Origin of the sequence: Streptomyces sp. NPDC096311 (assembly GCF_044763085.1) — a bacterium.
GTDB lineage: Bacteria > Actinomycetota > Actinomycetes > Streptomycetales > Streptomycetaceae > Streptomyces.
On record NZ_JBIWFN010000013.1, the window covers coordinates 230,453 to 254,230 of the forward strand.

24 protein-coding genes are annotated in these 23,778 nt (G+C 71.6%); 13 read left to right on the forward strand and 11 right to left on the reverse strand.

Annotation, left to right across the window (positions count from 1 at the left end):
• Positions 1-9: 9 nt before the first annotated feature.
• Complete coding sequence (locus tag ACIRA5_RS31310; protein WP_403696298.1) at positions 10-177, reverse strand: hypothetical protein; 168 nt, start codon at positions 175-177, stop codon at positions 10-12.
• A 115-nt stretch (positions 178-292) separates the two neighbouring features.
• Here ACIRA5_RS31310 and ACIRA5_RS31315 point away from each other — a divergent pair, with 115 nt between their 5' ends.
• The 5 genes from ACIRA5_RS31315 to ACIRA5_RS31335 all read left to right on the forward strand — a co-directional run bounded on the left by ACIRA5_RS31315 (position 293) and on the right by ACIRA5_RS31335 (position 5,439).
• A complete protein-coding gene (locus tag ACIRA5_RS31315) occupies positions 293-649 on the forward strand; it encodes a YciI family protein (protein ID WP_067377593.1) in 357 nt (118 codons plus the stop codon).
• The gene (locus ACIRA5_RS31320; protein ID WP_403696302.1) at positions 646-1,863 is read left to right on the forward strand and encodes an RNA polymerase sigma factor; all 1,218 of its coding nucleotides are present in this window, start codon (positions 646-648) and stop codon (positions 1,861-1,863) included. Before ACIRA5_RS31315 ends, ACIRA5_RS31320 begins: the two co-directional genes overlap by 4 nt.
• Before the next feature lie 100 nt (positions 1,864-1,963).
• Positions 1,964-3,322: an aldehyde dehydrogenase family protein gene (locus ACIRA5_RS31325; RefSeq protein WP_403696305.1), complete on the forward strand. Its 1,359-nt coding sequence runs from the start codon at positions 1,964-1,966 to the stop codon at positions 3,320-3,322.
• Between the two features lie 260 nt (positions 3,323-3,582).
• Entirely contained in the window at positions 3,583-4,473 is an 891-nt protein-coding gene (locus tag ACIRA5_RS31330; RefSeq protein WP_352051594.1) for a glycoside hydrolase family 19 protein, read from the forward strand.
• Positions 4,474-4,527: 54 nt separating this feature from the next.
• Positions 4,528-5,439, forward strand: a complete 912-nt coding sequence (locus ACIRA5_RS31335; RefSeq protein ID WP_403696308.1) for an aldo/keto reductase — start codon at positions 4,528-4,530, stop codon at positions 5,437-5,439.
• Positions 5,440-5,494: 55 nt separating this feature from the next.
• Here ACIRA5_RS31335 and ACIRA5_RS31340 read toward each other — a convergent pair whose 3' ends face one another.
• The 3 genes from ACIRA5_RS31340 to ACIRA5_RS31350 form a co-directional block, all read right to left on the reverse strand.
• Entirely contained in the window at positions 5,495-6,205 is a 711-nt protein-coding gene (locus tag ACIRA5_RS31340) for a dienelactone hydrolase family protein (RefSeq protein ID WP_403696311.1), read from the reverse strand.
• 71 nt (positions 6,206-6,276) lie between these two features.
• Positions 6,277-7,329 carry a sodium-dependent transporter gene (locus ACIRA5_RS31345; RefSeq protein ID WP_403696313.1) on the reverse strand — a complete coding sequence of 351 codons (1,053 nt, stop codon included), beginning with the start codon at positions 7,327-7,329 and terminating at the stop codon, positions 6,277-6,279.
• Positions 7,283-8,029 (reverse strand): phosphatase PAP2 family protein, encoded by a 747-nt coding sequence (locus tag ACIRA5_RS31350; protein ID WP_403696316.1) that lies wholly within the window; start codon positions 8,027-8,029, stop codon positions 7,283-7,285. The genes ACIRA5_RS31345 and ACIRA5_RS31350 overlap by 47 nt, the downstream gene beginning before the upstream one ends.
• Before the next feature lie 390 nt (positions 8,030-8,419).
• Between ACIRA5_RS31350 and ACIRA5_RS31355 the strand changes: the two genes are divergently transcribed.
• Both ACIRA5_RS31355 and ACIRA5_RS31360 read left to right on the forward strand, forming a co-directional pair.
• Positions 8,420-8,815, forward strand: coding sequence for a VOC family protein (locus ACIRA5_RS31355; protein WP_054233807.1), 396 nt, complete (start codon positions 8,420-8,422; stop codon positions 8,813-8,815).
• 41 nt (positions 8,816-8,856) lie between these two features.
• Positions 8,857-9,921, forward strand: coding sequence for an adenosine deaminase (locus tag ACIRA5_RS31360; RefSeq protein ID WP_403696319.1), 1,065 nt, complete (start codon positions 8,857-8,859; stop codon positions 9,919-9,921).
• Here ACIRA5_RS31360 and ACIRA5_RS31365 read toward each other — a convergent pair.
• From ACIRA5_RS31365 to ACIRA5_RS31375, 3 genes are all read right to left on the reverse strand, one after another.
• On the reverse strand, positions 9,909-10,418 hold the full coding sequence (locus ACIRA5_RS31365; protein WP_403696322.1) for a DinB family protein: 510 nt from the start codon (positions 10,416-10,418) through the stop codon (positions 9,909-9,911). The two genes, ACIRA5_RS31360 and ACIRA5_RS31365, sit on opposite strands and share 13 nt — an antisense overlap.
• Before the next feature lie 27 nt (positions 10,419-10,445).
• Positions 10,446-11,945: a carotenoid oxygenase family protein gene (locus tag ACIRA5_RS31370; protein WP_403696324.1), complete on the reverse strand. Its 1,500-nt coding sequence runs from the start codon at positions 11,943-11,945 to the stop codon at positions 10,446-10,448.
• A 100-nt stretch (positions 11,946-12,045) separates the two neighbouring features.
• The gene (locus ACIRA5_RS31375; protein ID WP_403696326.1) at positions 12,046-12,939 is read right to left on the reverse strand and encodes a LysR family transcriptional regulator; all 894 of its coding nucleotides are present in this window, start codon (positions 12,937-12,939) and stop codon (positions 12,046-12,048) included.
• 127 nt (positions 12,940-13,066) lie between these two features.
• Here ACIRA5_RS31375 and mgrA point away from each other — a divergent pair, with 127 nt between their 5' ends.
• The gene (mgrA, locus tag ACIRA5_RS31380) at positions 13,067-14,059 is read left to right on the forward strand and encodes an L-glyceraldehyde 3-phosphate reductase (protein ID WP_403696329.1); all 993 of its coding nucleotides are present in this window, start codon (positions 13,067-13,069) and stop codon (positions 14,057-14,059) included.
• A gap of 52 nt (positions 14,060-14,111) precedes the next feature.
• Here mgrA and ACIRA5_RS31385 read toward each other — a convergent pair whose 3' ends face one another.
• Complete coding sequence (locus tag ACIRA5_RS31385) at positions 14,112-15,107, reverse strand: oxidoreductase (RefSeq protein ID WP_403696332.1); 996 nt, start codon at positions 15,105-15,107, stop codon at positions 14,112-14,114.
• 100 nt (positions 15,108-15,207) lie between these two features.
• Here ACIRA5_RS31385 and ACIRA5_RS31390 point away from each other — a divergent pair, with 100 nt between their 5' ends.
• Entirely contained in the window at positions 15,208-16,137 is a 930-nt protein-coding gene (locus ACIRA5_RS31390; RefSeq protein ID WP_403696336.1) for an AraC family transcriptional regulator, read from the forward strand.
• Here ACIRA5_RS31390 and ACIRA5_RS31395 read toward each other — a convergent pair.
• Both ACIRA5_RS31395 and ACIRA5_RS31400 read right to left on the reverse strand, forming a co-directional pair.
• Positions 16,127-16,432, reverse strand: a complete 306-nt coding sequence (locus tag ACIRA5_RS31395) for a DUF1905 domain-containing protein (RefSeq protein WP_403696339.1) — start codon at positions 16,430-16,432, stop codon at positions 16,127-16,129. The genes ACIRA5_RS31390 and ACIRA5_RS31395 overlap by 11 nt on opposite strands.
• A 97-nt stretch (positions 16,433-16,529) precedes the next feature.
• Positions 16,530-16,910, reverse strand: coding sequence for a nuclear transport factor 2 family protein (locus tag ACIRA5_RS31400; RefSeq protein WP_403696342.1), 381 nt, complete (start codon positions 16,908-16,910; stop codon positions 16,530-16,532).
• Between the two features lie 383 nt (positions 16,911-17,293).
• On the opposite strand from ACIRA5_RS31400, the gene ACIRA5_RS31405 reads away from it, so the two are divergent.
• The 3 genes from ACIRA5_RS31405 to ACIRA5_RS31415 all read left to right on the forward strand — a co-directional run bounded on the left by ACIRA5_RS31405 (position 17,294) and on the right by ACIRA5_RS31415 (position 20,897).
• Positions 17,294-17,704: a hypothetical protein gene (locus tag ACIRA5_RS31405; RefSeq protein ID WP_261688162.1), complete on the forward strand. Its 411-nt coding sequence runs from the start codon at positions 17,294-17,296 to the stop codon at positions 17,702-17,704.
• Positions 17,705-17,931: 227 nt separating this feature from the next.
• Entirely contained in the window at positions 17,932-20,265 is a 2,334-nt protein-coding gene (locus ACIRA5_RS31410; RefSeq protein WP_403696345.1) for an FHA domain-containing protein, read from the forward strand.
• A gap of 5 nt (positions 20,266-20,270) precedes the next feature.
• Positions 20,271-20,897, forward strand: a complete 627-nt coding sequence (locus tag ACIRA5_RS31415) for a hypothetical protein (protein ID WP_403696347.1) — start codon at positions 20,271-20,273, stop codon at positions 20,895-20,897.
• Between the two features lie 51 nt (positions 20,898-20,948).
• Here the strand turns inward: ACIRA5_RS31415 and ACIRA5_RS31420 are convergent, their stop codons facing one another.
• Positions 20,949-22,250: a streptophobe family protein gene (locus tag ACIRA5_RS31420; RefSeq protein ID WP_403696349.1), complete on the reverse strand. Its 1,302-nt coding sequence runs from the start codon at positions 22,248-22,250 to the stop codon at positions 20,949-20,951.
• Between the two features lie 162 nt (positions 22,251-22,412).
• Here ACIRA5_RS31420 and ACIRA5_RS31425 point away from each other — a divergent pair, with 162 nt between their 5' ends.
• Positions 22,413-23,777, forward strand: a complete 1,365-nt coding sequence (locus ACIRA5_RS31425; protein WP_403696352.1) for a DUF6777 domain-containing protein — start codon at positions 22,413-22,415, stop codon at positions 23,775-23,777.
• Position 23,778 lies beyond the last annotated feature (1 nt).

The window sequence follows — 23,778 nt, forward strand, 5'->3', positions numbered from 1 at the left end:
CGACCCCGGTCAGGGCCGACCCGAGAGCCGGGCGCCGAGCTCCGCCGCCCTGCGCGCGAACGCCTCGATGCTGCTCGCCGGCATGCCCTCCTGGTCCACGCGTTCCGCCCGTGGGGCCAGCACCTCGGCCGCCAGCCGTCCGGCCGTCGCGACGAGCGGATGCGGTGGGGTGGTCATCGAAAAAATCTCCCGCTGCCGTCGTGTCGTGTGTCGATCCGGCCGTCTCCGGTTCGTGTAGTCAGTGAAAGACCACCCGAGAACGAGCCGAGAACGACACGGCCGAGGAGCACACATGAAGTACTACCTGCTGAGCGTGATGCAGCCGCCTGGTGAGCCGCCCGCGCCCGAGATCCTGAAAGAGATCATGCACAATCTCGACGTCTTCCACGCGGAGCTGCGCGAGGCCGGTGCGTGGGTGTTCGCCGGGGGACTGCACGGACCGGAGACGGCCACCGTGGTGCGCGCCAAGGACGGCGACGTGCTCGTCACCGACGGCCCGTACACCGAGAGCAAGGAGTACCTGGGCGGGATCTGTCTGATCAAGGCACCCGACCTCGACGCGGCTCTCGCATGGGGCCGCAAGGCGACGGTGGCGACCACGCTCCCCATCGAGGTGCGGCCTTTCATGGGCGAAGCCGAGGACGGATGACCCCGAACGCCGACATCGAGGCCGTGTTCCGCGCCGAATACGGCCGCGCGGTCGCCGTCCTCGTCCGCTTCCTCGGCGACATCGACCTCGCCGAGGAAGCGGTCCAGGACGCCTTCACCACCGCCCTGCGGAAGTGGCCGGAGTCGGGCATACCGCCCAGCCCGGCCGGGTGGATCATCACCACCGCGCGCAACCGCGCCGTCGACCGGCTGCGCCGCGAGTCCACGCGCGAGGCCCGGCACGCCGAGGCCGAGCGGCTGTACGCCCGGGACGACCCGGCCGAGGAGGGTCCCGTGCGCGACGACCGGCTCCGCCTGATCTTCACCTGCTGCCACCCCGCGCTCGCCACCCAGGCCCAGGTCGCCCTCACCCTGCGCCTCCTCGGCGGTCTGACCACGCCGCGGATCGCCCGCGCCTTCCTCGTCCCCGAGCCGACCATGGCGCAGCGGATCGTCCGCGCCAAGGCCAAGATCCGCGACGCTCGCATCCCCTACCGCATCCCGCGCGACGCGGACCTCCCGGACCGTGTCAGGGGGGTGCTCGCGGTCGTCTACCTCGTCTTCAACGAGGGCTACGGCGGCCGGGAGGACCTCTGCGCCGAAGCCGTCCGGCTCGGCCGACTCCTCGTCGAGCTGATGCCGGACGAGCCCGAGGCCCTCGGCCTGCTCGCCCTGATGCTCCTCATCGAGTCGCGTCGGCCCGCCCGCGCCACACCGGACGGCGCCCTGATCCTCCTCTCCGACCAGGACCGCTCACGGTGGGACCGCGATCTCATCACCGAGGGACAGACCCTCGTACGCCGCTGTCTGCGCCGCGACCGGCCTGGCCCGTACCAGATCCAGGCCGCGATCAACGCCGTACACAGCGACTCCCCGACCGCGGCCGCCACGGACTGGGGCCAGATCCTCCAGCTCTACGACCAGCTGGCCGCGCTCGTCCCGAGCCCGGTGGTCACCCTCAACCGGGCTGTCGCCGTCGCCGAGGTCGAGGGCCCGGAGCCGGCGCTCGCCCTCGTGGACGCGCTCGACCTGGACGGCTACCACGCCTTCCACGCCGTACGCGCGGACCTGCTGCGCCGCCTCGGACGCCACACCGAGGCCGCAGGGGCGTACGAGGCGGCCATCGCGCTGACCGACAGCGCACCGGAGCGCGCCTACCTCGAACGGGCCCGCGCGGCACTCCCGCGAAGCCCACCCTCCGACCTCCGTCCGTGACCCCGTGATTGCGGAACGTATTCCTCGTGCACCCGGAATTTATTTGGGCACATGAAAGGTTGGTGTTTACACCGAGCCCTCCGGCTCAAGACGACCGCCCGTGGGCCGCCAGGTCCGCACCGATCAGCGAGGCACCGTGAACGACCGCACCCCCGAGCAGCCCGCCGACATCGTGGCCCGGCTGCGCGCCACCTTCCGCTCCGGCCGCACCAAGCCCCTCGCGTGGCGCACCACCCAGCTGCGCCGACTGCGCGAACTGCTCACCACGCACGGCGCCGAGCTCGCGGAGGCCCTCCACGCGGACCTCGGCAAGAGCTCCACCGAGGCCTTCCGCACCGAGATCGACTTCACCGTGCGCGAGATCGACCACACCCTCGACCACCTCGACGAGTGGCTGCGCCCCGAGTCCGCCCCGGTCCCCGCCCACCTCGGCGCCGACGCGACGGCCTGGACGCGGTACGACCCGCTGGGTGTCGTGCTGGTCATCGCCCCCTGGAACTATCCGGTACAGCTCCTGCTGACGCCGATGCTCGGCGCGCTGGCCGCGGGCAACGCAGTGGTCGTCAAGCCCAGCGAGCTCGCGCCCGCCACCTCGGCGGCCGTCGCGCGGCTGCTGCCGCGCTACCTCGACACGGACGCGGTCGCCGTCGTCGAGGGCGCGGTTGCGGAGACCACCGCGCTGCTGGCGGAGCGTTTCGACCACATCTTCTACACCGGTAACGGCGCGGTCGGCCGGATCGTGATGCGGGCCGCCGCCGAGCACCTCACCCCCGTCGCCCTCGAACTGGGCGGCAAGTCCCCGGCGTTCGTCGACCGGGACGCCGACCTGTCCGTCGTCGCCGACCGGCTCGCCCGCGGCAAGTTCCTCAACGCCGGGCAGACCTGCGTCGCACCGGACTACGTCCTCGCCGACCCGGAGACCGCCCGCGCGCTGGAGCCCGAGCTCGCCCGCGCCGTCGAGGCCCTGTTCGGTGCCGAGCCGCGGCGCTCGGGCGAGTACGGGCGGATCGTCAACGAGCGGCACTTCGACCGGCTCAGTTCGCTGCTGGACTCCGGGCGCACCGTCATCGGCGGCACCGGAGACCGGGCCACCAAGTACCTCGCGCCCACCGTCCTCGCCGATGTCGATCCCTTGGCCCCCGTGATGCAGGAGGAGATCTTCGGACCGATCCTGCCGATCGTCACGGTGGTGGGGCTGGACGAGGCCATCGACTTCATCAACGACCGCGACAAGCCCCTGGCGCTCTACGTCTTCACCGAGTCGGACGCCACCCGGGAGCGGATCGCCGAGGAGACGTCCTCCGGAGGCCTCGGCCTCGGTCTGCCGCTCGCCCATCTGACCGTCTCCGACCTGCCGTTCGGCGGGGTCGGCGAGAGCGGCATGGGCCGCTACCACGGCCGCTACTCCATCGAGACGTTCAGCCACCGCAAGGCGGTGCTGGAGAAGCCGTTGGGCTAGGTCCTGTCCGACCCTCGGTGCCCCGGGAGATCGTTGAGGATCTGCCGGGGCACCGTTGTGCGCCCCTCTCTGCCAACGTTGTCAGATCTGACTGGTCTACACCCTTGACTGGTACATACCAAAGCGGTTGAGTGTGGCTCCACACCCCCCACCACGGCCGCCCCCGATGCCGTGGCCGGCCCCGCCGGCACGTGCGTACAAGGCTCAGCTCCGCGCTGCCCTTGACGGGGAGCGGCCGTGTCCCGCAAAGGAGTTGACCTGTGTCGAGGCGCCGCATCTCCGCAGTCCTGACAGCCCTCGCCCTCGCGTCCGCCACCCCGGTGCTGCTGCCGGCCGCCGGCGCCTCCGCCGCCGCCTGTTCGAGCTATCCGAGCTGGGTGGCCGGGAGGTCGTACGTCACCGGTGACGTCGTCCGCTACACCGACGGGAAGACCTACATCGCCGAGCACGACAACCCGGGCTACGACCCCACCATCAGCACCTGGTTCTGGGACCCCTACGCCTGCGACGGAGGTTCCACGCCTCCCTCCGACGGCTTCGTGGTGAGCGAAGCGCAGTTCAACCAGATGTTCCCGAACCGGAGTTCCTTCTACACCTACAGCGGCCTGCGGGCGGCGATGAGCGCCTACCCGGCCTTCGCCAACACCGGCAGCGACACGGTGAAGAAGCAGGAGGCTGCGGCCTTCCTCGCCAACGTCAGCCACGAGACCGGCGGCCTGGTCTACGTGGTGGAGCAGAACACCGCCAACTACCCGCACTACTGCGACTGGAGCCAGCCCTACGGCTGCCCGGCCGGACAGTCGGCCTACTACGGCCGCGGCCCGATACAGCTCAGCTGGAACTTCAACTACAAGGCCGCGGGCGACGCGCTCGGCATCGACCTCCTCAACAACCCCTACCTCGTACAGAACGATGCCGCCGTGGCCTGGAAGACCGGCCTCTGGTACTGGAACACCCAGACGGGTCCCGGCAGCATGACGGGCCACAACGCCATGGTCAACGGCGCGGGATTCGGCCAGACCATCCGCAGCATCAACGGCTCCCTGGAGTGCGACGGCAAGAACCCGGCACAGGTGCAGAGCAGGGTGGACGCCTACCAGCGCTTCGTGCAGATCCTCGGGACCTCGGCCGGCGGCAACCTCTCCTGCTGATCGGCCGTCGACGGCAGCCGTCCGGGCCCGCAGAAGGTGTGCGAAACTGCCGCGATGACCTCGGAAACGATCACCGCGGCAGCTTCCGGCACCTGGACGCTCGGAGATCTCCCCGTCCGCCGCATCGGCTTCGGCGCGATGCGGCTGACGGGCAGCGCGGCCTTCCACCTCGGTACGCCGAGCGACCGCGACCGCTCGATCGCCGTGCTGCGCCGCGCGATCGAGCTGGGCGTCGACCACATCGACACCGCCGCCTTCTACTTCTCGGCGGTGCGCTCGGCGAACGAGCTGATCAACAGCGCGCTGGCCCCGTACGCCGACGACCTGGTCATCGCCACCAAGGTCGGGCCGTTCCGCGACTACGCGGGGGAGTGGGGCACCCCGGCCCGGCCGGACCAGCTCCGTGCCCATGTCGAGGAGAACCTGCGGCAGTTGGGCCGCGACCACCTCGACCTCGTGTATCTGCGGCGGACGGGGCAGGACTCGATCACCGAGCACTTCGGCGCACTGGCCGAGCTGCGCGAGGCGGGGCTGATCCGGCACCTCGGCATGTCGAGCATCGGACTCCGGCACCTCGAGGAGGCGCTGGCCATCGCGCCGGTGGTGAGCGTGCAGAACCGGTACGGGCTCGACTCCCCGAACGCCGGGACCGACGAACTCCTGCGCAGGTGCGGGGAGCTGGGCGTCGCGTTCGTGCCGTTCTTCGCGATCGCCGGCAAGGGCGGTGAGCAGGGCGCAAGCGGCGGCGGCGACGGCGACGAGGAGGTGCTCGCCGTCGCGCGTGCGCACGGCGCGACGCCCGCGCAGGTACGCCTCGCGTGGACCCTGCGGCAGGGCCCGCACGTGCTCGCCATCCCCGGCACCGGCAGCCCGGACCACCTCGTCGAGAACGTCGCCGCGGGCGCGCTGCGGCTCACCGACGACGAGATGGTCCGCCTCGACGCACTCCATCGGCCGGGCGAGTGACCGACGGGCCCCGTCACGGGGGGCGGTCCTCGTCGGGCCGCCCCGGGTGACCTGCTCAGCCCAGTTGCTCGTGCAGGAAGGGCACCGTGCGCTCCCAGGCCCGCGCTGCCGACTCGGGGTCGTACGCCTCCGGTCGGCCGTCATTGAAGAAGGCGTGGTGGGCAGGGTAGAGACGGAAGTCCGCGGCAATGCCGGCCTGCTGCTGGACCGCCTCCCTCAGCTGGTCCAGGTTCTCCGTCGGGATGCTCGTGTCGAGTTCGCCGTAGTGACCCAGGATCTGTGCCTTCAGGCGGGAGAAGTCGGGCAGTTCACCCTGGATCACGCCGTAGAACGGCACCGCCGCGCTGACCCGGGGGTCGGCCGCGGCCAGGTGGAGGACGAAGCCGCCGCCCATGCAGAAGCCGACCGCGCCCACCGTGTCCGAGGTGACCTCGGGCAGCCCGAGCAGATGATCGACCGCACCGGAGAGCAGCTCGACGCCGCTCGACACCGGCAACTCCTTCATCATCCGGAAGGCCTCGCCGCTGTCATGGGCGACATTGCCGCCGTACAGGTCGGGCGCGAGGGCCACGAAGCCCTCCGCGGCCAGCCGGTCCGCCACCTGCGCGATGTGGTCGGTCAGACCCCACCACTCCTGGATGACGATCACCCCAGGTCCCTGCCCGGACGGCGGCAGTGCCAGATAGCCGTGGGCCGTGGTCCCGGCGCTGGGGAAGGTCACGTTCTGATGGGCGGGGGCTCCGGTCGGCTTCGGCAGCTCGGACATCGCACTCAACTCCTGTGGGACAGCGCTGGGCAGGAGCCGGGGGGGCCGGCCCCGAGTTGATCTCCACGATGTCATGCGCGGGCGCCCGGCCTGCCCCCGGCCCGCACGACGCGCCCCGCGGCCACCTTCTGCAGCAGGCTGTACGCCAGCACCGGCAGCAGGACGTGCGGCCGGTCGGGCAGGGTCGTCGTGATGAGGACCGCGCTCGCGCTGCTGTTGTTCATCCCGCAGGCCAGTGTCACGGAGGCGCCCGCCGGAGCGTCCAGGCGCAGTGCGCGGGCCGTGATCCCGCCCAGGGCGAACGACAGGCCGCAGACGGTGGCGGCGACGACCAGCGCCGCCACCAGCAGCACCGGTTCGGGATGGGTGAGGAAGGGGCCGAGGACACCGCTGGCGTTGACGTACGTCAGAAGCAGTGAGCCGATCATCGCCGTGGGGACCGCGGCGGCGAGGAGGCGGGTCAGCGCGCGGTCCGGCAGGGCGAGCCGGCACAGGATTCCCGCGCCGCAGGGCAGCAGGACTCCCGTGAGCGCGAAGGCGTGTCCGGCGGTCCGGGCGGCCCCCGACAGCGTGTTCGCGTAGTCGCCGCTCAGCAGGGGGCACAGGGCCGTCATGGTGACCGGGATCGTGAGCGGGCTGACGATCGTGGACGCCAACACCAGGCCCACGGTCGTCGACTGGTCGCCGTCCCCCTTGCTCGTCCACACGGTGGCCCCGGCCGCCACCGGCATCGCGACGATCAGGATCATCGCCGCGATCATTCCGCTGCCCCCGTCGCTGTCGGGCGACCGGCTCAGGACGAAGGCGACGCCCGGAATGATCAGCAGGGGTGCGACCAGATGGAGGACGAGCCCGGTCAGCAGTGCGGCGGGGCGCCTGACCAATGCCCGCAGTGCGTGGACCGGCACCTGTAGGCCGGCGGTGAACAGGAGCAGGGACAGCAGGAGACGCGGGGTCTCGAAGGCGATGTGCGGTAACCCGGCCGCCCAGATCAGGTGCGGCTGACGCAACCACCGCCCCGGCGCCGGCAGGGCCGCGGCGGCGAGGTACGACGCGCCGACGGCCCAGCCGAGGTGGTCACGGAGCCGAGTGAGGGGGGACTTCGCGGTGCGGGTGGGAGTCATCGGGGCGCTCTTCCGTCGGCGTGGGACCAAGGCGGAGACGGAGCGCCGATATGGAAGAGAACGTGTGCGGGGCGATGCGGGCGAGGACATAGACGCTGAGGCTCAGCCAGCACAGGGCGAACAGCCAGCCGCCGAGCACGTCGGAGAACCAGTGGACGCCTAGGTAGACCCTGGTGAGTCCGACCAGGACGGCCCAGCATGCGAGGAGCGCCGCGAGGGCCCGCCCGCCGCGGGGCGCCCGCGAGAGCACCGCGAGGACGAGCAGACCGCCGGTGATGGCGGACGTGGTGGTGTGGCCCGAGGGGAAGGACCAGCCGGAGGCTTGCGTGGCCCACTCCACCGTCGCGGGGCGGGGGCGGGCGACGAGGGACATCACGCCGTACCGAACGGCCTGGGCGGCGGCGAGACAGCCGACACAGCCGAGGGTGAAGAGGATGCGCTGTCGTGCGGTGCGGCCGAGGACGACACCCGCCAGCGCGACCAGCAGGTACGGCAGGACGCCCGTGCCCGTGTAGGTCAGCCCACGGGCCACGGCCAGCGCCACGGGTGGGCGGTGGTCCGCGGACCAGGCGTTGAGGTCCTGGTCGCCGAAGAGCGGGGCGCCGTCCCGGCCGGTCACGACCAGCGCCAGCAGCACGAAGGCGACCAGGCTGCCGACCGCGGTCGATCCCGCGAGGTCCGACGCGTCCGCACGCCTCATGACAGGGCCCGGAGGACATCGACCGCGTACGGCGGCGCGGCGCGCAGGGCTGCGGACATCGACGGAGGCCCCTTCCATGATGGGCGTGCGGGCGCGTCGGAAGACCGCGTCCGCGGTGACTACAATCCTGTAGACGGTCTACAGAACTGTAGACGATTGGCGCGCCGAGATCGTTCCCGCGGCGGCCGCGAAAGATGAACGCCGCGCGTGGGGCGCGGCCTTGCCGGACGCCGGCGGGCGACGGAGGCCGAGGGTGTGCTCAGCGTCCCGCACCCCGCCGCACCTGGCGACTCGGCATGGGCGGGGCGGGAGCGTGCGGCGGGGCGGGCGGGAGCATGCGGTGGGATGCCGTACCCTAACGTGTTACGTATAACTACCTAAGGGGTCCCGATGCGACGCATCGCGCTGGTCACCCTCGTCGTCGACGACTACGACGAGGCGATCCGCTTCTACACCGAAGCCCTCGGGTTCCGGCTCGTCGAGGACCAGCCGCGGCCCGACGGCTCCCGCTGGGTCGTCGTCGAGCCGGGCACGGAGGGCGGCGGCAGCGGACTGCTGCTGGCCCGGGCCAAGGACGAGGCGCAGCGCGGCCGGGTCGGCGACCAGACCGGCGGGCGCGTGGGCTTCTTCCTGCACACCGACGACTTCGCCCGCGACCACGCCCGCATGCGCGAGGCGGGCGTCACCTTCCTGGAAGAGCCGCGCCACGAACCGTACGGCTCGGTCGTCGTCTTCCAGGACCTGTACGGAAACCGCTGGGACCTGCTCCAGCCCGCCACCGCCTGACATCCACCCATCTGTTCAGAACCTGCCGAGGAACGACACGCATGACCGCGCCCCGCATCGACATCGACACCATCCGCCGCCTCCCCAAGGCCGTGCTGCACGACCACCTCGACGGCGGCCTGCGCCCCGCCACGCTGGTGGAGCTCGCCGCGACGGTCGGCCACACGCTGCCCACCACCGACCCGGACGCGCTCGCCGCCTGGTACTACGAGGCCGCCAACTCCGGTGACCTGGTGCGCTACATAGCCACCTTCGAGCACACCCTCGCCGTGATGCAGACCCGCGAGGGCCTGCTGCGCACGGCCGAGGAGTACGTGCTCGACCTGGCCGAGGACGGCGTCGTCTACGGCGAGGTCCGGTACGCACCCGAGCTGATGGTGAACGGCGGGCTGACCCTGCCCGAGGTCGTCGAGACCGTGCAGGAGGGCCTGGCGGCCGGTATGGCCAAGGCGGCGGCAGCGGGCACCCCGGTCCGGGTCGGCACCCTGCTGTGCGGGATGCGCATGTTCGACCGCACCCGGGAGATCGCCGATCTCGCGGTGGCGTTCCGGGACGGCGGCGTCGTCGGCTTCGACATCGCGGGTGCCGAGGACGGCTTCCCGCCCGCCGACCACCTCGCCGCCTTCGAGCACCTGCGCGGCGAGAGCGTCCCGTTCACCATCCACGCCGGTGAGGCCCACGGTCTGCCCAGCATCCACCAGGCCCTCCAGGTCTGCGGCGCCCAGCGCATCGGCCATGGCGTCCGCATCACCGAGGACATCGTCGACGGCAAGCTCGGCCGCCTCGCGGGCTGGGTGCGCGACCGCCGTGTCGCCCTGGAGATGTGCCCGACGTCGAACCTCCAGACGGGTGCCGCGACCTCCATCGCCGAGCACCCCATCACCACCCTGCGCGACCTCGGCTTCCGCGTCACCCTCAACACCGACAACCGTCTGGTGTCGGGCACCACGATGACGCGCGAGATGGCGCTGCTGGTCGAGGAGGCGGGCTGGACGGTGGAGGACCTGCGCACGGTCACGGTGAACGCCGTGAAGAGCGCGTTCATCCCGTTCGACGAGCGCAGGGCCCTCATCGAGGACGTCGTGCTGCCCGGCTACGCCCTCTGAACCAGCCCCCGTACATAGGCGGCCTGTCCGACGTGCTGCAGATCGTCGGACAGGACGCTGACCAGCCGTACGCCGAGCGTGACCGCGGGATCCCAGCGCTCGTCCACGATCCGCTCGAAGTCCTTGGCGGCCAGCCCGCGCAGGAACTCCAGCGTCTGTTCGTGCACGGCGTCGTAGTAACCGGTCAGCAGGTCACCGGAGTCGACCCGCACCTTGGCGACCTTCGCGGAGCTGTGCCCGTACCCCGTGTCCCGGCGCGGCAGATCGAGCCCGAAGCGCTTCTCCCAGTCCTGCGTGAGCCAGACCTGCTCGAGCCCGGCGGCGTCCGCGACATGGTCGTCCTGGACGCGGGTGAGGTGCCAGACCAGCCATGAGACGGAGTTGGCGTCGTCCGAGGGACGGGCGTTGAGAGCGTCCGGCGGCAGGCCCCCGACGGCGGCATGGACCTCTTCCTGGATGCGGCTGTACGCGTCGATGAGGATGTCCTTTGCATGCATGCGTCCACCATCGCGCATCGCGGTCCCTCACGCGTCCGGAATCCAACTCCCGTGGAAGCCGAGCGGCACCCGCCCCGGGAGATGGATCCGGGCGACCGGCTCGCCCGTGAAGTCCTGGGCGGCCAGGACCACCAGGTCGGCGGCCCCGCGATCGGGATTGTGCACATAGGCGATCGCGTAGCCGTCGTCCTCCGCCCGTGCGCCCTCGGAGGGTACGAAGACGGCTTCCCCCGCGGCGGCGTCCCGCGGCAGCCGGTGGACCTGAGTGGTCCCGCGCAGCAGGTCGTGCTTGATCAGCGCGTTGGCGAAGGCCCGGTCGGGCGGGTTCCCGTCGGGTGTCAGATACGCCAGGGTCATGTCCGCGGCGGCGACCGTGTAGGCGTAACGGTGCCGCCTGGACACCAACGCCTCGTGGACGCGCGGGAACTCCTGGGGGCGGTCGTCGAGCGTCCTGGTGCGCACCCGGCCATGCGCCACGTCGATCGTCCAGCGTTCGAGCGAGGCGGTGCCGGCGCCGTACGGTCCGTCGGAGCCGCGGCCCGCGACGTAGAAGGGCGCCGGGTAGGTCGTCATGTCGACGACCACGGACGAGCCCTCGTCGTACGCGTTCAGGGTGTGCGAGTAGTAGACCGGATCCACCTCGAACCAGCGGACCTCGCCCCCCGCGCGCGGCAGCAGACCGACCCGCGTCGGGTGCTTCTCGTTCCAGACATAGGGCACGAGGTCGCCCCGCTCGGCTCCCGCGGGGTCGAAGGTGATGGGCAGATCGAAGATCACGACGTACTTCTCGGTGAGCGCGAAGTCGTGCATCATCGGCGCGTCCGCGACCGGGATCCGCGTGGTCCTCGCGACCCGGCCCGTGTGGTCGATCACCTGGTGCCGGACGTGGTCCCAGGTGGGGTAGTAGGCGATCGCGTGCAGTTCTCCGGCCGCCGCGTCGAACTTGGTGTGGGCGGTGAAGGCCCCTTCGAGGGTGCCGCGGAAGTCGTACGTGCCCACCGTGTCGAGCTCGTGGTCGAGTTCGTACGGCAGCGGCCCGCTCTCCTGGAGCGCGAGGATCCGTCCCCTGTACCCGATCACATGGGTGTTGCACGGGAAGTCGTCCGGCGGGACGGGCCCGGGGTACGGCTCGCCGAGCTTCTTCGCCACGGAGGCCGAGCGGACCCAGCGGTTGCGGTACCACTCCGCGCGCCCCTCCCGCAGCCGCACGCCGTGCACCATGCCCTCACCGAGCATCCAGTGGTGGGCGCGCGGGTCCTCCAGGCCCAGGACGTTGGGGCCGTTGCGTAGGAAGCGGCCGTTCAGCTCGCGCGGGATGTGTCCGGTGACCGGCAGGTCGAACGCCGTCAGCTCCTCGGTGACGGGCTTGAACGCCCCCTCCAGGAAGGGGAACCGATGCCCGCCCTGTGCCGCCGTGCCCGGCACCGGTGCCGCCGCTGCCACCCGGCCCCCCATCGCGCCGACGAGCCCGCCCGCCGCCGCGACCGCCGTCCCGCGCAGGACCGTCCGCCGTGTGTGATCCGCCATCTCCGTACTCCAGCCTCGCAGTTGCCTTCGTGGACGTCCACGAGTCTGCGGCCGGGCAGCGGGCCGGGTCAGGAGTGCTGGAGCCCCTCCGGAGGTGGTGTCAGGCCCCCTCTTGCCGGGTGTCGAGAAGCACCATCAGCGCCCGCGCCGCCGGACTGGTGGCGTCCGGCGGCGGCAGCATGGCGACCGTCTCGTACGAGGCTTCACAGGCGCCCTTGAAAGGGAGGACGGTGAGATCGCCGGCCTCGCGCTTGTGGCCGAAGTGGCGGGGCACGACGGCGATGCCGAGGCCCTCGTGGACCAGCTCCAGCAGGCTGTGCACGTCGCTGACCTCCAGCGCCACCGTCCGCCGTACGTCTGCCGCCGCGAAGGCCGCGTCCGTGGTACGGCGCGGCCCCCAGTCGGGGTGGAAGTCGACGAAGGCCTCGCCGCCCAGTTCCTGGGGCGTGACCACGGCGGCGGTCGCGAGGTGGTGCGTGGGATGGCAGAGCACGGTCATCGGCTCGCTGGCCAGCGGGACCGACCGCAGCTGGTCCCCGTCCGCCCGCGTCCTGACGGCGAAGGCCAGGTCGAGACGGCCGGCGGCGACCTCCTCGGCCAGCGCCTCGGAACCCGCCTGCCGCAGCCGGATCTCGACGTCGGGATGGCGCCGCCGGAACGCCGCGAGAAGCTTGGCCACGTCGACGCCCGCGATGCACTGCTCGGTGCCGAGGGAGAGCGTGCCGCGCAGGACGCCCTGTACGGCGGCCACGGCGTCCTGCGCCGAGCGCACCTGGGCGAGGATCCGCTCCGCCTCGCCGAGCAGCGCGCGACCGGCCTCCGTGAGCGTGACCCGGCGGGTGGTGCGCACGAACAGCGGGGCCTGAAGCTCCCGCTCCAGGGCACGGATGGAGGACGACAGTCCCGACTGCGACACCATCAGCCGTTCCGCCGCCCGGGTGAAGTGCTGGTCCTCGGCGACCGCGACGAAGTGCTGAAGGTGGCGCAGTTCCATGGGGCACCACAGTAGTCGCCGATTGAGAAGCGCCGTCGCTCAGTCCCATCCGATTCTCCCGTTGGACCTCTGCACCGTGCCCGCGCGAGAGTGGAGACCTGTTTTCCCGGCCTTCCAGGAGTACGCGTTGTACACCGCACACCCCGACCGTTACGCGGACATGCCCTACCGGCGCACCGGACGCAGCGGACTGAAGCTGCCCGCGCTGTCGCTCGGCCTGTGGCACAACTTCGGCCCAGACCGGCCGGTGGCGACCCAGCGTGCGATCCTGCGCCGCGCCTTCGACCTCGGTGTCACCCACTTCGACCTGGCCAACAACTACGGTCCGCCGCCCGGCGCCGCCGAGTCGGCCCTCGGCGACGCCCTGAAGGCGGACTTCGCGCACCACCGCGACGAGCTGGTCATCTCCACCAAGGCCGGCTACCTGATGTGGCCGGGCCCCTACGGCGAGTGGGGCTCCCGCAAGTACCTGCTGTCCTCGCTCGACCAGAGCCTGGCCCGGATGGGCCTGGACTACGTGGACATCTTCTACTCGCACCGCCCCGACCCGGAGACTCCCCTGGAGGAGACGATGGGCGCCCTGCACTCGGCGGTCCAGCAGGGCAAGGCGCTCTACGTCGGCATCTCCAACTACTCCGCGGAGCAGACCCGGGAAGCCGCCCGCATCCTGGCCGAGCTCGGCACCCCGCTGCTGATCCACCAGCCGCGCTACTCGATGCTCGACCGCCGCCCCGAGGACGAGGGGCTCCTGGACACGCTGGACGAGCTGCGGGTCGGCTCCATCGCCTACTCCCCGCTGGAGCAGGGCCTGCTCACCAGCCGCTACCTCGACGGCATCCCGGAGGGCTCGCGCGCCGCGAGCGACAGCCCCTTCCTGAGCGCCGACACGGTCACCGAGGACCTGGTGGGGCAGCTGCGCGCCCTCGACGAGATCGCCAAGTCCCGCGGCCAGTCCCTGGCGCAGCTGGCGCTCGCCTGGGTGCTGCGCGGCGGCCGGGTGACCTCCGCGCTCATCGGCGCGAGCAGCCCCCAGCAGCTGGAGGACAGCGTCGCGGCGACCCGTGCCCTGGACTTCACCGCGGAGGAGCTGGCGCGGATCGACGCGATCATCAAGGCCTGAGCCCCGCTGGTCAGGCCGTAGGAGAAGCCGACCCGGCCGTGCGGTCCGGTCGTCAGGCGGTGAGCCGCTCGCTGAGCTCCCAGAGGCGGTCGACCGCCACCGGATCCACGGCGTAGGGCACGACGCCGGCCTTCCACGACCTGTTCCCGAGGGACCACTCACGGCCCTCCTCCGCGGACATCGGAGGGGCGATGTCGCTGTTCTCGCAGTAGACGCCGCCCCTGCCCTCGAGCAGGGGGCTGGTCGCGCACCACACGCTGGTGGCCGCCCCCTGCTCGACGGTCTTCAGCTGCCGCTCCGGGTCGAGGATCGGCCGGCCGTCCGCGTCGAGGACGCCGACGGCCCTGAGGTCCTCCTCGGCCAGGTACTTCTTCAGACCGGTGGCGACGATGCTTCCCGGGTGCAGGGCGAAGGCCCGGATCCCGTCCGCCCTGCCGCGCTCGTCGAGACCGAGCGCGAAGAGGATGTTCGCCGTCTTCGACTGCCCGTAGGCGACCCAGCGGTCGTACGCGTGGTGCTCGAAGTGCGGGTCGTCGAACAGGACGGGGGAGAACCGGTGGCCCCACGAGGACACCGAGACGACCCGGGCCCCGTGCGCCCGGCGCAGTGCCGGCCACAGGCGGCCGACCAGCTGGAAGTGGCCGAGGTGGTTCGTGGCGAACTGCACCTCGTACCCCCGGGCGTCGCGCGTCAGCGGCGTCGCCATGACGCCCGCGCTGTTGACGAGGACGTGCAGCGGCCGCCCGGAGTCGAGGAAACGCTCGGCGAACGCGTCGATCGAGGCCGGATCCAGCAGATCCATGGGCGCGGTCTCGACGCCGTCGATCCCCTTGAGCGCGGTCCGCGCCCTTGCGCTGTCCCGCGCCGGTACGACGACCTCGGCGCCCGCGGCCCGCAGGACGCGCACGGTCTCCAGGCCGATGCCGGAGTAGCCGCCGGTGACGATGGCGACCTTGCCGGTCAGGTCGATGCCCTTGATGACGTCCTCGGCGCTGGACGCGGCGTCGAATCCGGAGTGGAGGGGCTGCTGCTGTTGCTCGGTGGTCATGGTTCGGCTCTCCTCATGTGTGCCTTCCCGACCACCGTAGAACCGGGCCTCCGTACGATGAATGCTTGATAGTCCGCATTACTTGCGCGATAGTACGGACATGCCTGCGGATCCCCTCTCCGACACCCTCGGCCTCATGGACGCCCGGTGCGTCATCTCCGGCGGTTTCACGGCCGGTGGTGACTGGGCGCTGCGCTTCCCGCCGCCCGGGATGCTCAAGATCGCCGCGGTGGTGAAGGGCGGCATGTCGGTGTCCCTGGACGGACTGCCGGAGTTCGCCCGGCTGGGGCCGGGCGATGTGGCCGTGTTCGACGGCAGCCGGGCGTTCGTGGTCGCGAGCGATCCGTCCGTGGAGCCGGCGGACGCCGCGACACTCTTCGCGGACACCCCCGGGTCCGTGATTCGTTACGGCGGAGGAGAGGACGCCGTCTTCGTCGGCGGGCACATCGAACTGGGCCGGGCGGGCGAGGAGTTGCTCCTGCATGCCCTGCCGCCGCTGCTGTGTGTCCGGTCCGGCGCCGAGGAGGCGCCGGTCATGCGCTGGCTGCTCGACCAGCTGCTGCGCGAACTGACCACCGAGCGGGCCGGGGCCGATTTCGCGGCCGACCAGCTCGCCCAGCTCATGTTCGTCCAGGTCCTGCGCGCCTATCTCACGGATGCCGACGCCCTGCCTGCCGGACGTCTGCGCGCCCTCGCCGACGAGCGCATCGCCCCGGCGCTGCGGCTCATGCACGCCGACCCGGGCCGCCCCTGGCAGCTGGAGGAGCTCGCCAGGGCGGCGGCCATGTCCCGGACCACCTTCGCCGAGCGCTTCCGGGCCGTGGCCGGGGTGCCGCCCCTGACGTATCTGCTGGACTGGCGGATGAGTCTGGCCCGCCGGGCCCTGCGGGACGGTGAGACGTCGGTGTCGGCCCTGGCCCAGCGGGTCGGCTACACGTCCGAGAGCGCGTTCAGCAACGCCTTCAAGCGAACGACGGGTGTCGCGCCGCGGCGCTACCGTGACGTCGCACGGGCGGCCCTCACGGGCTGAGGCGCTCCTCCAGACGGACCGTGACGGTGTCGCCCTCCTGCTTCCCGATCGCCTTGCGCACATCGGCCTTCACCGGCAGCTTGTGGGAGCCGTCCCCCAGGGCCATGAAGGAACTGCGGAAGGGGTGCCCGTCGATCGTGCCGCTGACCTTCACCAGCCCGCGGGTTCCGAAGAAGGAGACGGACTCAGGCCAGACGACGTAGGTCCAGCCGCCCTTGGCGGGGCTCTTGCGCAGCACCGCGCTGAACTGCTGGTCCAGCCTGCCCGCCCTGCCTTTCTTGCCGACGCTGTTCATGTGGTCCTCCGCTTCCGGTGGGTGTCCTGCTCAGGAGACCACCGGAGGCGGGAAAACTCATCGCACTCCGCGCTGACGCACTGGAGGCGCGGGAGCGTCACTGGGTCGGCACGCGGTCCAGGAATCCGTGCACGCTGCGGATCCGGCCGTCGCCGTCCAGGGTGATCACGTCGAATCCCGCGACGGGCGCCGTGCCGTCGGCCTCGTTGACCAGTTCCCAGCCGAAGCGGGCGATGTCGTGGTGCCCGTCGACCGGCCCGGCGGGCCGGAAGGAGAACCCCGGGAACTGCTCGTGCGCCGCCGCGATCACGGCCGCGATCCCGTCGTGCCCGCGGACCTCGGCCAGCGGGTCGGTGTAGCTGCCGTCCGCGCTCCAGGCGGCGGCGACCGCCTTGGCGAGCGCATCGCGGTCAGTGGCGTTCCAGGCCTCGAAGTAGCGGGCGACGGCGTTCTCGTAACGGTTGTCGACTGCGGACATGGTGGATCAACCTCCGTGGAAAGTAGGGTAGTTGCTGGTCAGCGAGTGGATTCCGGGCGGTGGTTCCCCGCCGGGATCCGATACCGCAACCATGCCCGCCGATGCCCGAGGGCGTCGATTACCTCCCGGGTAAGGACAGCGAGTCGCGTTTCGGCCAAAGCGGGCAGTGAATATGCCAGGAGACTGGCTGGAATGGCATGGTGACAGAGTGTCAGGAGTGGCGATACTCGAGTGACAGGGCGATTCAGCCACGCCCGCGCGCTGCACGACCATGCACGACGCGCGCAGCACCACCGTGCACCACGAACGAGCCGCACGCAGTGAACGAGCCGCAGGGGAAGCGAGGCCGGGCCGGCGGAGAGCGTTGCAATGGGGGAGCGATCGTGCACGACGAATTCCTGTGCCATGTGACCGCATACGGAATATGCGGAGGTAGACGCATCGGCGTCCCGTTGGGGACCTATCGCGCGCCCACCCTGGCGCTGGCCCTGTGGTGGATGCGGGACCGTGCCTCCTGGATGGCGTCGCGGCTCGATCCGCAGCCCGACGATCCGACCTTCCCGCCGAACTCGATCGCGCCGGTGGCGGACACCGTCCCGGACGTGCCGAGCGTCCTGCGCGCCTGGTGCGGTGACACCCTCCAACAGGAGCTGGTCGCCGAGGAGTTGGCCGCTGGAAAGCTCGTCCGCATCGCCACCAGCGACGACACCACCGAGTACGAACTGCTCGCCGAATCCGTCGACGCGCTGCGCATGCAGCGGACCGCCGCCGCCCTCGGCAGCTCCGCCGCCTGACCGCCGCCGGGCAGGTCCCGGAGGGTCCCGCCGGCCAGCAGCGCCAGGTCGGTGATGTCGGAGACGAGCGTGCGCCGCCGCGGGTCGTAGGCGTACGGGTGCACGCCGAGGACGATCGTGACGTCCTCGCCGGTCGCCGTCACCCCACGGCAGGGCGGCCCGACGCGGGCACCGGCCATGAGCCGCTGATCAGGCGCATATATGAACGAATGGCTAGAATTCTGGGCATGGGAGAGCGGTCGGTCGCGCCGACGGCGCCCGAACTCGTCCTCGAAACGGAGACGGGCTCCACGGTGCTGAGTCCGAGCCGCGACTATCACGTCGGGCGTGACCCGTCGAGCGAGATCGTCATCGACGACGTCCGGGTCTCGTGGCACCACGCGGTCCTGCGGCCCGAGGCCGACCACTGGACGATCCAGGACGAGAACAGCACGAACGGCACGTACGCCGACGGCAGGCGGGTCCGCGAACGGGGCGTCGGACCCGGCAGCGTCATCCACTTCGGCAGCCCCTCCGACGGCCCCCGGGCGGTTTTCGCCGACAAGACCCCGCAGCGGCTCTCGGGCGAATTCCAGCCCTGGGCCAGCGGCACCTTCCCACGGCTGACCACCGTACGACCGCTGCCCACCCGCACCGTCCGCATCGGCCGCGGCGCCGACAACGACCTGGTCATCGACGACCTGGTCGTCTCCCGGCGGCACGCCGAACTGCTGGCCCACCCGGACAGGACGTACGAGATTCTCGACCTCGGCAGCCACAACGGCACGTTCCTCAACGGGCAGCCCGTCACCCGCGCCGCGATCACCCCCGGTGACATCGTCGGCATCGGCCACTCCGCGTTCTGCCTCGTCGGAGACGAGTTGCAGGAGTACGTCGACACCGGCGAGGTCTCCCTCGATGTCCAGGAACTGACCGTCGCCGTCGACCGTGGCCGCAAGATCCTCCTCGACCAGGTGTCCTTTCCCGTCGGCGAGAAGTGCCTGCTGGCCGTCGTGGGCCCCAGCGGCGCCGGGAAGTCCACGCTCCTCAACGCCCTCACCGGGCAGCGCCCCGCCGACCGCGGAGCGGTCCTGTACGACGGCCGCGACCTCTACCGCGACTACGCCGAGCTGCGCCAGCGCATCGGCCTCGTGCCGCAGGACGACATCCTGCACGCCCAGTTGACGGTGCGGCGCGCCCTCGCGTACGCCGCCGAGCTGCGCTTCCCGCAGGACACCGCGAAGGCGGAGCGCCAGGCGCGGGTCGACGAGGTCATCCAGGAACTGGGCCTGGAGCAGCGCGCCGGCCTGCCCATCCACAGTCTGTCCGGCGGTCAGCGCAAGCGGGTCAGCGTGGCCCTGGAACTGCTGACCAAGCCGTCGCTGCTGTTCCTGGACGAACCCACCTCCGGTCTCGACCCCGGCATGGACCGCTCGGTGATGCACATGCTGCGCGGCCTCGCGGACGACGGCCGTACGGTCATCGTGGTCACCCACAGCGTGCTCAGCCTCGACGTCTGCGACCGGCTCCTGGTGCTCGCTCCCGGCGGCAAGGTCGCCTACTTCGGACCGCCCGACGACGCGCTCGCCTACTTCGGCTACGAGCAGTGGCCCGAGGCCTTCGAGGCCTTCGAGCGGGACCAGGACCGGGACTGGGCGGGGGAGTACCGCAGCTCGCCGCTCCAGGGCCGGTACATCGACAGCTCCAGCACACAGCCTCATCTGCTCCGGCCCGGCCCGGCCGCCCCCGTCGGACCGCCGCCCAAGACCCAGAGCTGGGGCGCGCAACTCGGCACCCTGGTGCGCCGGTACGCGGCCGTGCTCAGCGCCGACCGGACCTTCCTCGCCGTCATGATCGCGCTGCCGTGCATCATGGGCGTGATGACCCGGGCCGTCGCGGGCAGCAGACTGACGCTGGAGACGTCGATGAACACGCTGCTCACCCTGTGCATAGGCGGAGTCCTGGTGGGCGCGGCCAACGCCGTACGCGAAGTGGTGAAGGAACGGGTCATCTACCAGCGGGAGCGCGCGGTCGGCCTGTCCCGGTCGGCGTACCTGATGTCGAAGATCGTGGTCCTCGGCACCATCACCGTTGTCCAGGCCGTCGTCCTGACCCTCGTCGCGCTGTTCGGCGTCGACCTCGACGCGCCCCGCGGCAAAGGTGTCCTCATGTCGCCGCTTCTCGAGCTCACGCTGACCGTGGCCCTGCTGGCGTTCAGCGCGATGATGCTCGGCCTCCTGGTCTCCGCCGTGGTGACCAAGGAGGAGGTCACCATGCCGCTGCTGGTGCTGATCGCCGTCGTCCAGGTGGTTTTCAGCGGCGCGCTGCTCAAGCTGCACGGGGTGCCCGGAATGGAGCAACTGGCCTGGCTCGTCCCCGCCCGCTGGGCGCTGGGCGCGATGTCGGGGACCATCGCCCTGGGCCGGATCGTCCCGGGGCCGCTCACGTCCGACCCGCTGTTCCGGCACGAGCCCAGCGTGTGGCTGGTCAACATGAGCATGCTGGTCGTGCTGTCGATCGTCTTCGGGTGCGTGGTGGCCCGGCTGCTGCGGCGGCACGAACCCGAGGTCATGCGGAAGTAGGTGCGATGACGACTCCCGACCCGGCGACGACCGACGAGTTCCGCCCGACGCACGTCGTTCCGCCGGACGGCCTGCCCGCCTGGGAGGCGCCGGACCCCTCCCGGCCCACCGTGCCGCTCGACGCGCTGCTCCCGGTGCGGCTCGTCGAGCGGCTCGGTGACTGGGGCCGGGTCGTCTGCGCCAACGGCTGGTCGGCCTGGGTCGACGGCCGACTGCTGGTCGCCGTACCGCAGCCGCCGCCCGCGGAGGGCGACCCCCTCACCCGAACGGCCGACCCGCGCCCGCTCCTCGCCCGCGTCGAGCAGGCCCTCACCCGCTATCGGAGCGCGGCCGAGGACCTCGCGGCCGGGCGGCTGGACGGGGCGTCCTTCCGCGGCATCACGCGCGGGCAGCGGATCGGGGTGGTCGTCGACGGTGAGTCCCTCTGGCTGTACGACGCCGAGCACGAGCGCTGGGTGTACACCGACGGGACGCGGCTGAGCACGTACGCGGTCGCGGACGAACCGGCGGCGACCGGGGAGCGGAACGGGAGTGTTCCGGGCCGGGCGCGCACAGGTGTCGTACGGGCGCCCGACGACCATGAACCGACCCGTCTGGTCCCGGGGGTGGCGGACGAGCCGGGTGACCGCTGACGGCGCGGGAGCCGACCGCCCTGGCCGCGGGTGTCCTTCCTCGCCGCCTTCCTAGCCGACCGTGTCCTGCACGACCTCGCCCTTTCGGCGGACTCCCCTCGCCAGCAGGGCGCCGAGGAACCCGGTCACCAGGCCCCACACGACGGCGAGGCCGAGCGCGCTCCAGAGTTTCGGCTCGAGGAAGAGCTCGCCCGCGAGGCCGCCGCCGGCGTCACCGATGCCGATGAGCGACAGGCCGTAGTGCGCCGAGATCCTGCCGACCAGGCAGATCATGAGCACCGTGAGCGCCAGCGCGAGGGCCATGCGGACGGCGTGCTGCCAGGCCCGCATCCGGGCCGGTGAGCGGGCGGCCATCAGGAAGGCGGCACCCAAAAGCAGCAGCGCGTCGACGACCGGCAGCCACCACACCCTGCCGTCGTAGTGGCCCAGGGTGCGCAGGTTGACGGCGGAGACGTCCGGGGTGCGCAGCACCTGGTCGAGGACGTGCGGCATGGGCAGCCCGAACGGCCCGTCCACGCGACCCCGCCAGGTGGCGCCCAGCCCGATCGTGAGGGCGAGCCAGGCGAGGTTGGGCAGCCCGAGGAAGATCACCGCGAAGGTCTCGGGGACGTGTCCGCGCGTCGCGGCCACCATCAGCGCGACGACCGCTCCCGCCGCGACGCAGGCGAGGAGCAGGACGACCATGGCGTACGCGGCCGGGCGCACCGACTCCTGGAAGCGCAGCAGCCGGGCCGGGAGCGGAGCTCCGCGCGACACCAGCAGGGCGAGGACGAGGACGCCCGCGAGCCACAGCACCCCGTAGCACAGCGTCACCGGCACGGCTGTCTTGAAGCCCACCTCGGGCGAGACCCCGATGAGGTCGCCGATGTCGCTGATCGTCCCGGTACCGAGGGAGATCTTGAAGTTCTGGTGGGAGTAGAGCGCGAGTCCGACGAGGGCCAGCAGCCACAGGACCGCGATCCTGGCGGCCCAGCCGGCCAACTCGGCGGCACCCGCGACGGCCCGGTGCCGCAGCGGCCGCAGGAACCCGGCGGCGATCATCAGGGCCCCCGCGAGCGTGACCGACAGAGGGATCACCGTCAGTCCCGCCCGGGTGTCGGCGATCACGCCCGCGTCACCCGCGAGCTCGATGGTGCCGCCGACCGCGGTCACGACGGAGGCCGCGACGACCCGTGGGTAGGCGTGCTCGGGCAGGCCCGTCGCACCGGCACCCCACAGCCCGAGGGCGGCGACCGCGAGCATGACGATCACCCCGGCCACCACCGCCAGCAGGGCCTGGACCCAGCCGTGACGGGCGGCCGTCCGCTCGCCTGGAGCGGCGATGACCTGGTCGGACCGTGTCTGCGGGCGCACGCTGCCACGCTAAGCAGCACCGGGGTCCACCGCCCGTCGGGAGGGCCGACCGCGTCAGCTTGCGGGGGACACCCGGCCGGAGCACACAATGGCTCGTTGTGGAATGAAACGGCATATAAGGCGTGAAATGCCGCGAGATCCCTACGCGCGGAGGAAGAGCCAGTGAGCGTCGACCCGCCGTCCTCCGACCGGCCCACCGGACCTCCTTCGGGACCGCTGTCGGGCTCCCCCCGGCCGGGTGCCTCCGACCACGCTCCGACCCAAGGGATCGGCCGCCCGCTGCCGCCACCGCCGACCGGTCCGCCGACCGGTCCACCGGCTGGTCCACCGGCTGGTCCGCTCGGCGGCGGCGGTCCCGGCGGCCGGCCCCGGCACGGCGGTGGCCCGGACCATCCCTGGTGGAAGTCGGCGCCGCGGGTGGCGCTGATCACCGGGGTCGTGGCGGCCGGGGTGGTGCTCGGTGTCGTCCTCTCCCGCTCGGGCGGCACGTCCGGCACGGCGTCGGGCGGTGAGTTGTTCCTGCAGGCCGCGAGCAAACCGGGTCCCGACCCGTTCACGGAGTCGACGGCGAAGGACAGTTCCCTCACGCCGGTGACACCGGCGGCGAACGCGCCGGAGTCCGCCAATGTGACGCGCGGTGTGTCGGGTTCCGCACCCGGGCTCTACGGCGGCACCCGCAACACCGCGAGTTGCGATGTGGAGAAGCAGGTCAAGGCGCTCCGGGCGGAGCCGGCGAAGAACAAGGCGTTCGCCTCCGTGGAGGACGTCCGGCCCACCGAGGTCCCCGCCTACCTGCGCTCGCTGACCCCCGTACAGCTGCGGATGGACACCCGCGTCACCAACCACGGCTACCGGGGCGGCGCGGCCGCCAGCTACCAGGCGGTGCTCCAGACGGGAACGGCGGTCCTCGTCGACGGCCACGGGGTGCCGCGCGTGCGCTGTGCCTGCGGGAACCCCTTGACACCGGCGGTCGCGCAGCAGGCCGTGCCCAGGCGGACCGGTGACACCTGGGCCTCGTACCGGTCGCAGAACGTGGTGGTCGTCGTGCCCGCCACGACCACCATCGACGTCTTCGTCATCTACGACCCCCACCGCGACGAATGGGTCGGCCGTCACCGGGGCGACTCCGACGGCCGCCGGGACAAGGAGACGTCCCCTCCGGCGAAGCCGTCCCCCGCGGCGAGCGAGTCGTCGGCGCCACCGAAGTCTCCGGCATCGAAGTCTCCGCCCCCTTCGTCTCCGTCGCCGTCCTCTTCCGTCTCTGCCTCTTCTTCTTCTGCCTCCCCTTCCTCTCCCTCCTCCCCCTCGTCGCGCGATGCGCCGTCTCCGGCCACCTCTTCGTCATCGGATCCGGAGTACCCCTCCTCCGACCCTGCCACGACGGCATCGGAGTCGGCGGGGGCGTACTCCGGTCGCACGTCTCCTGACACGACCACCGACATCACGGCGAGTGCGGGCGCCACGACGCCGGACACCTCGTCGTCCTACGACGCGCCGGAGCCGGCCCTGACGCCTCCCGGGTACTGAG

What these genes read in the sequence shown, in the direction of transcription:
- ACIRA5_RS31355 (WP_054233807.1), top strand. Translation starts at nt 8,420, where the DNA reads ATGCGACGCATCGCGCTGGTCACCCTCGTCGTCGACGACTACGACGAG.
- ACIRA5_RS31400 (WP_403696342.1), bottom strand. Translation starts at nt 16,910, where the DNA reads ATGTCCGCAGTCGACAACCGTTACGAGAACGCCGTCGCCCGCTACTTC.
- ACIRA5_RS31415 (WP_403696347.1), top strand. Translation starts at nt 20,271, where the DNA reads ATGACGACTCCCGACCCGGCGACGACCGACGAGTTCCGCCCGACGCAC.
- ACIRA5_RS31410 (WP_403696345.1), top strand. Translation starts at nt 17,932, where the DNA reads ATGGGAGAGCGGTCGGTCGCGCCGACGGCGCCCGAACTCGTCCTCGAA.
- ACIRA5_RS31345 (WP_403696313.1), bottom strand. Translation starts at nt 7,329, where the DNA reads ATGACTCCCACCCGCACCGCGAAGTCCCCCCTCACTCGGCTCCGTGAC.
- ACIRA5_RS31375 (WP_403696326.1), bottom strand. Translation starts at nt 12,939, where the DNA reads ATGGAACTGCGCCACCTTCAGCACTTCGTCGCGGTCGCCGAGGACCAG.
- ACIRA5_RS31340 (WP_403696311.1), bottom strand. Translation starts at nt 6,205, where the DNA reads ATGTCCGAGCTGCCGAAGCCGACCGGAGCCCCCGCCCATCAGAACGTG.
- ACIRA5_RS31390 (WP_403696336.1), top strand. Translation starts at nt 15,208, where the DNA reads ATGCCTGCGGATCCCCTCTCCGACACCCTCGGCCTCATGGACGCCCGG.
- ACIRA5_RS31320 (WP_403696302.1), top strand. Translation starts at nt 646, where the DNA reads ATGACCCCGAACGCCGACATCGAGGCCGTGTTCCGCGCCGAATACGGC.
- ACIRA5_RS31360 (WP_403696319.1), top strand. Translation starts at nt 8,857, where the DNA reads ATGACCGCGCCCCGCATCGACATCGACACCATCCGCCGCCTCCCCAAG.
- ACIRA5_RS31335 (WP_403696308.1), top strand. Translation starts at nt 4,528, where the DNA reads ATGACCTCGGAAACGATCACCGCGGCAGCTTCCGGCACCTGGACGCTC.
- ACIRA5_RS31395 (WP_403696339.1), bottom strand. Translation starts at nt 16,432, where the DNA reads ATGAACAGCGTCGGCAAGAAAGGCAGGGCGGGCAGGCTGGACCAGCAG.
- ACIRA5_RS31365 (WP_403696322.1), bottom strand. Translation starts at nt 10,418, where the DNA reads ATGCATGCAAAGGACATCCTCATCGACGCGTACAGCCGCATCCAGGAA.
- ACIRA5_RS31370 (WP_403696324.1), bottom strand. Translation starts at nt 11,945, where the DNA reads ATGGCGGATCACACACGGCGGACGGTCCTGCGCGGGACGGCGGTCGCG.
- ACIRA5_RS31350 (WP_403696316.1), bottom strand. Translation starts at nt 8,029, where the DNA reads ATGAGGCGTGCGGACGCGTCGGACCTCGCGGGATCGACCGCGGTCGGC.
- ACIRA5_RS31310 (WP_403696298.1), bottom strand. Translation starts at nt 177, where the DNA reads ATGACCACCCCACCGCATCCGCTCGTCGCGACGGCCGGACGGCTGGCG.
- ACIRA5_RS31385 (WP_403696332.1), bottom strand. Translation starts at nt 15,107, where the DNA reads ATGACCACCGAGCAACAGCAGCAGCCCCTCCACTCCGGATTCGACGCC.
- ACIRA5_RS31315 (WP_067377593.1), top strand. Translation starts at nt 293, where the DNA reads ATGAAGTACTACCTGCTGAGCGTGATGCAGCCGCCTGGTGAGCCGCCC.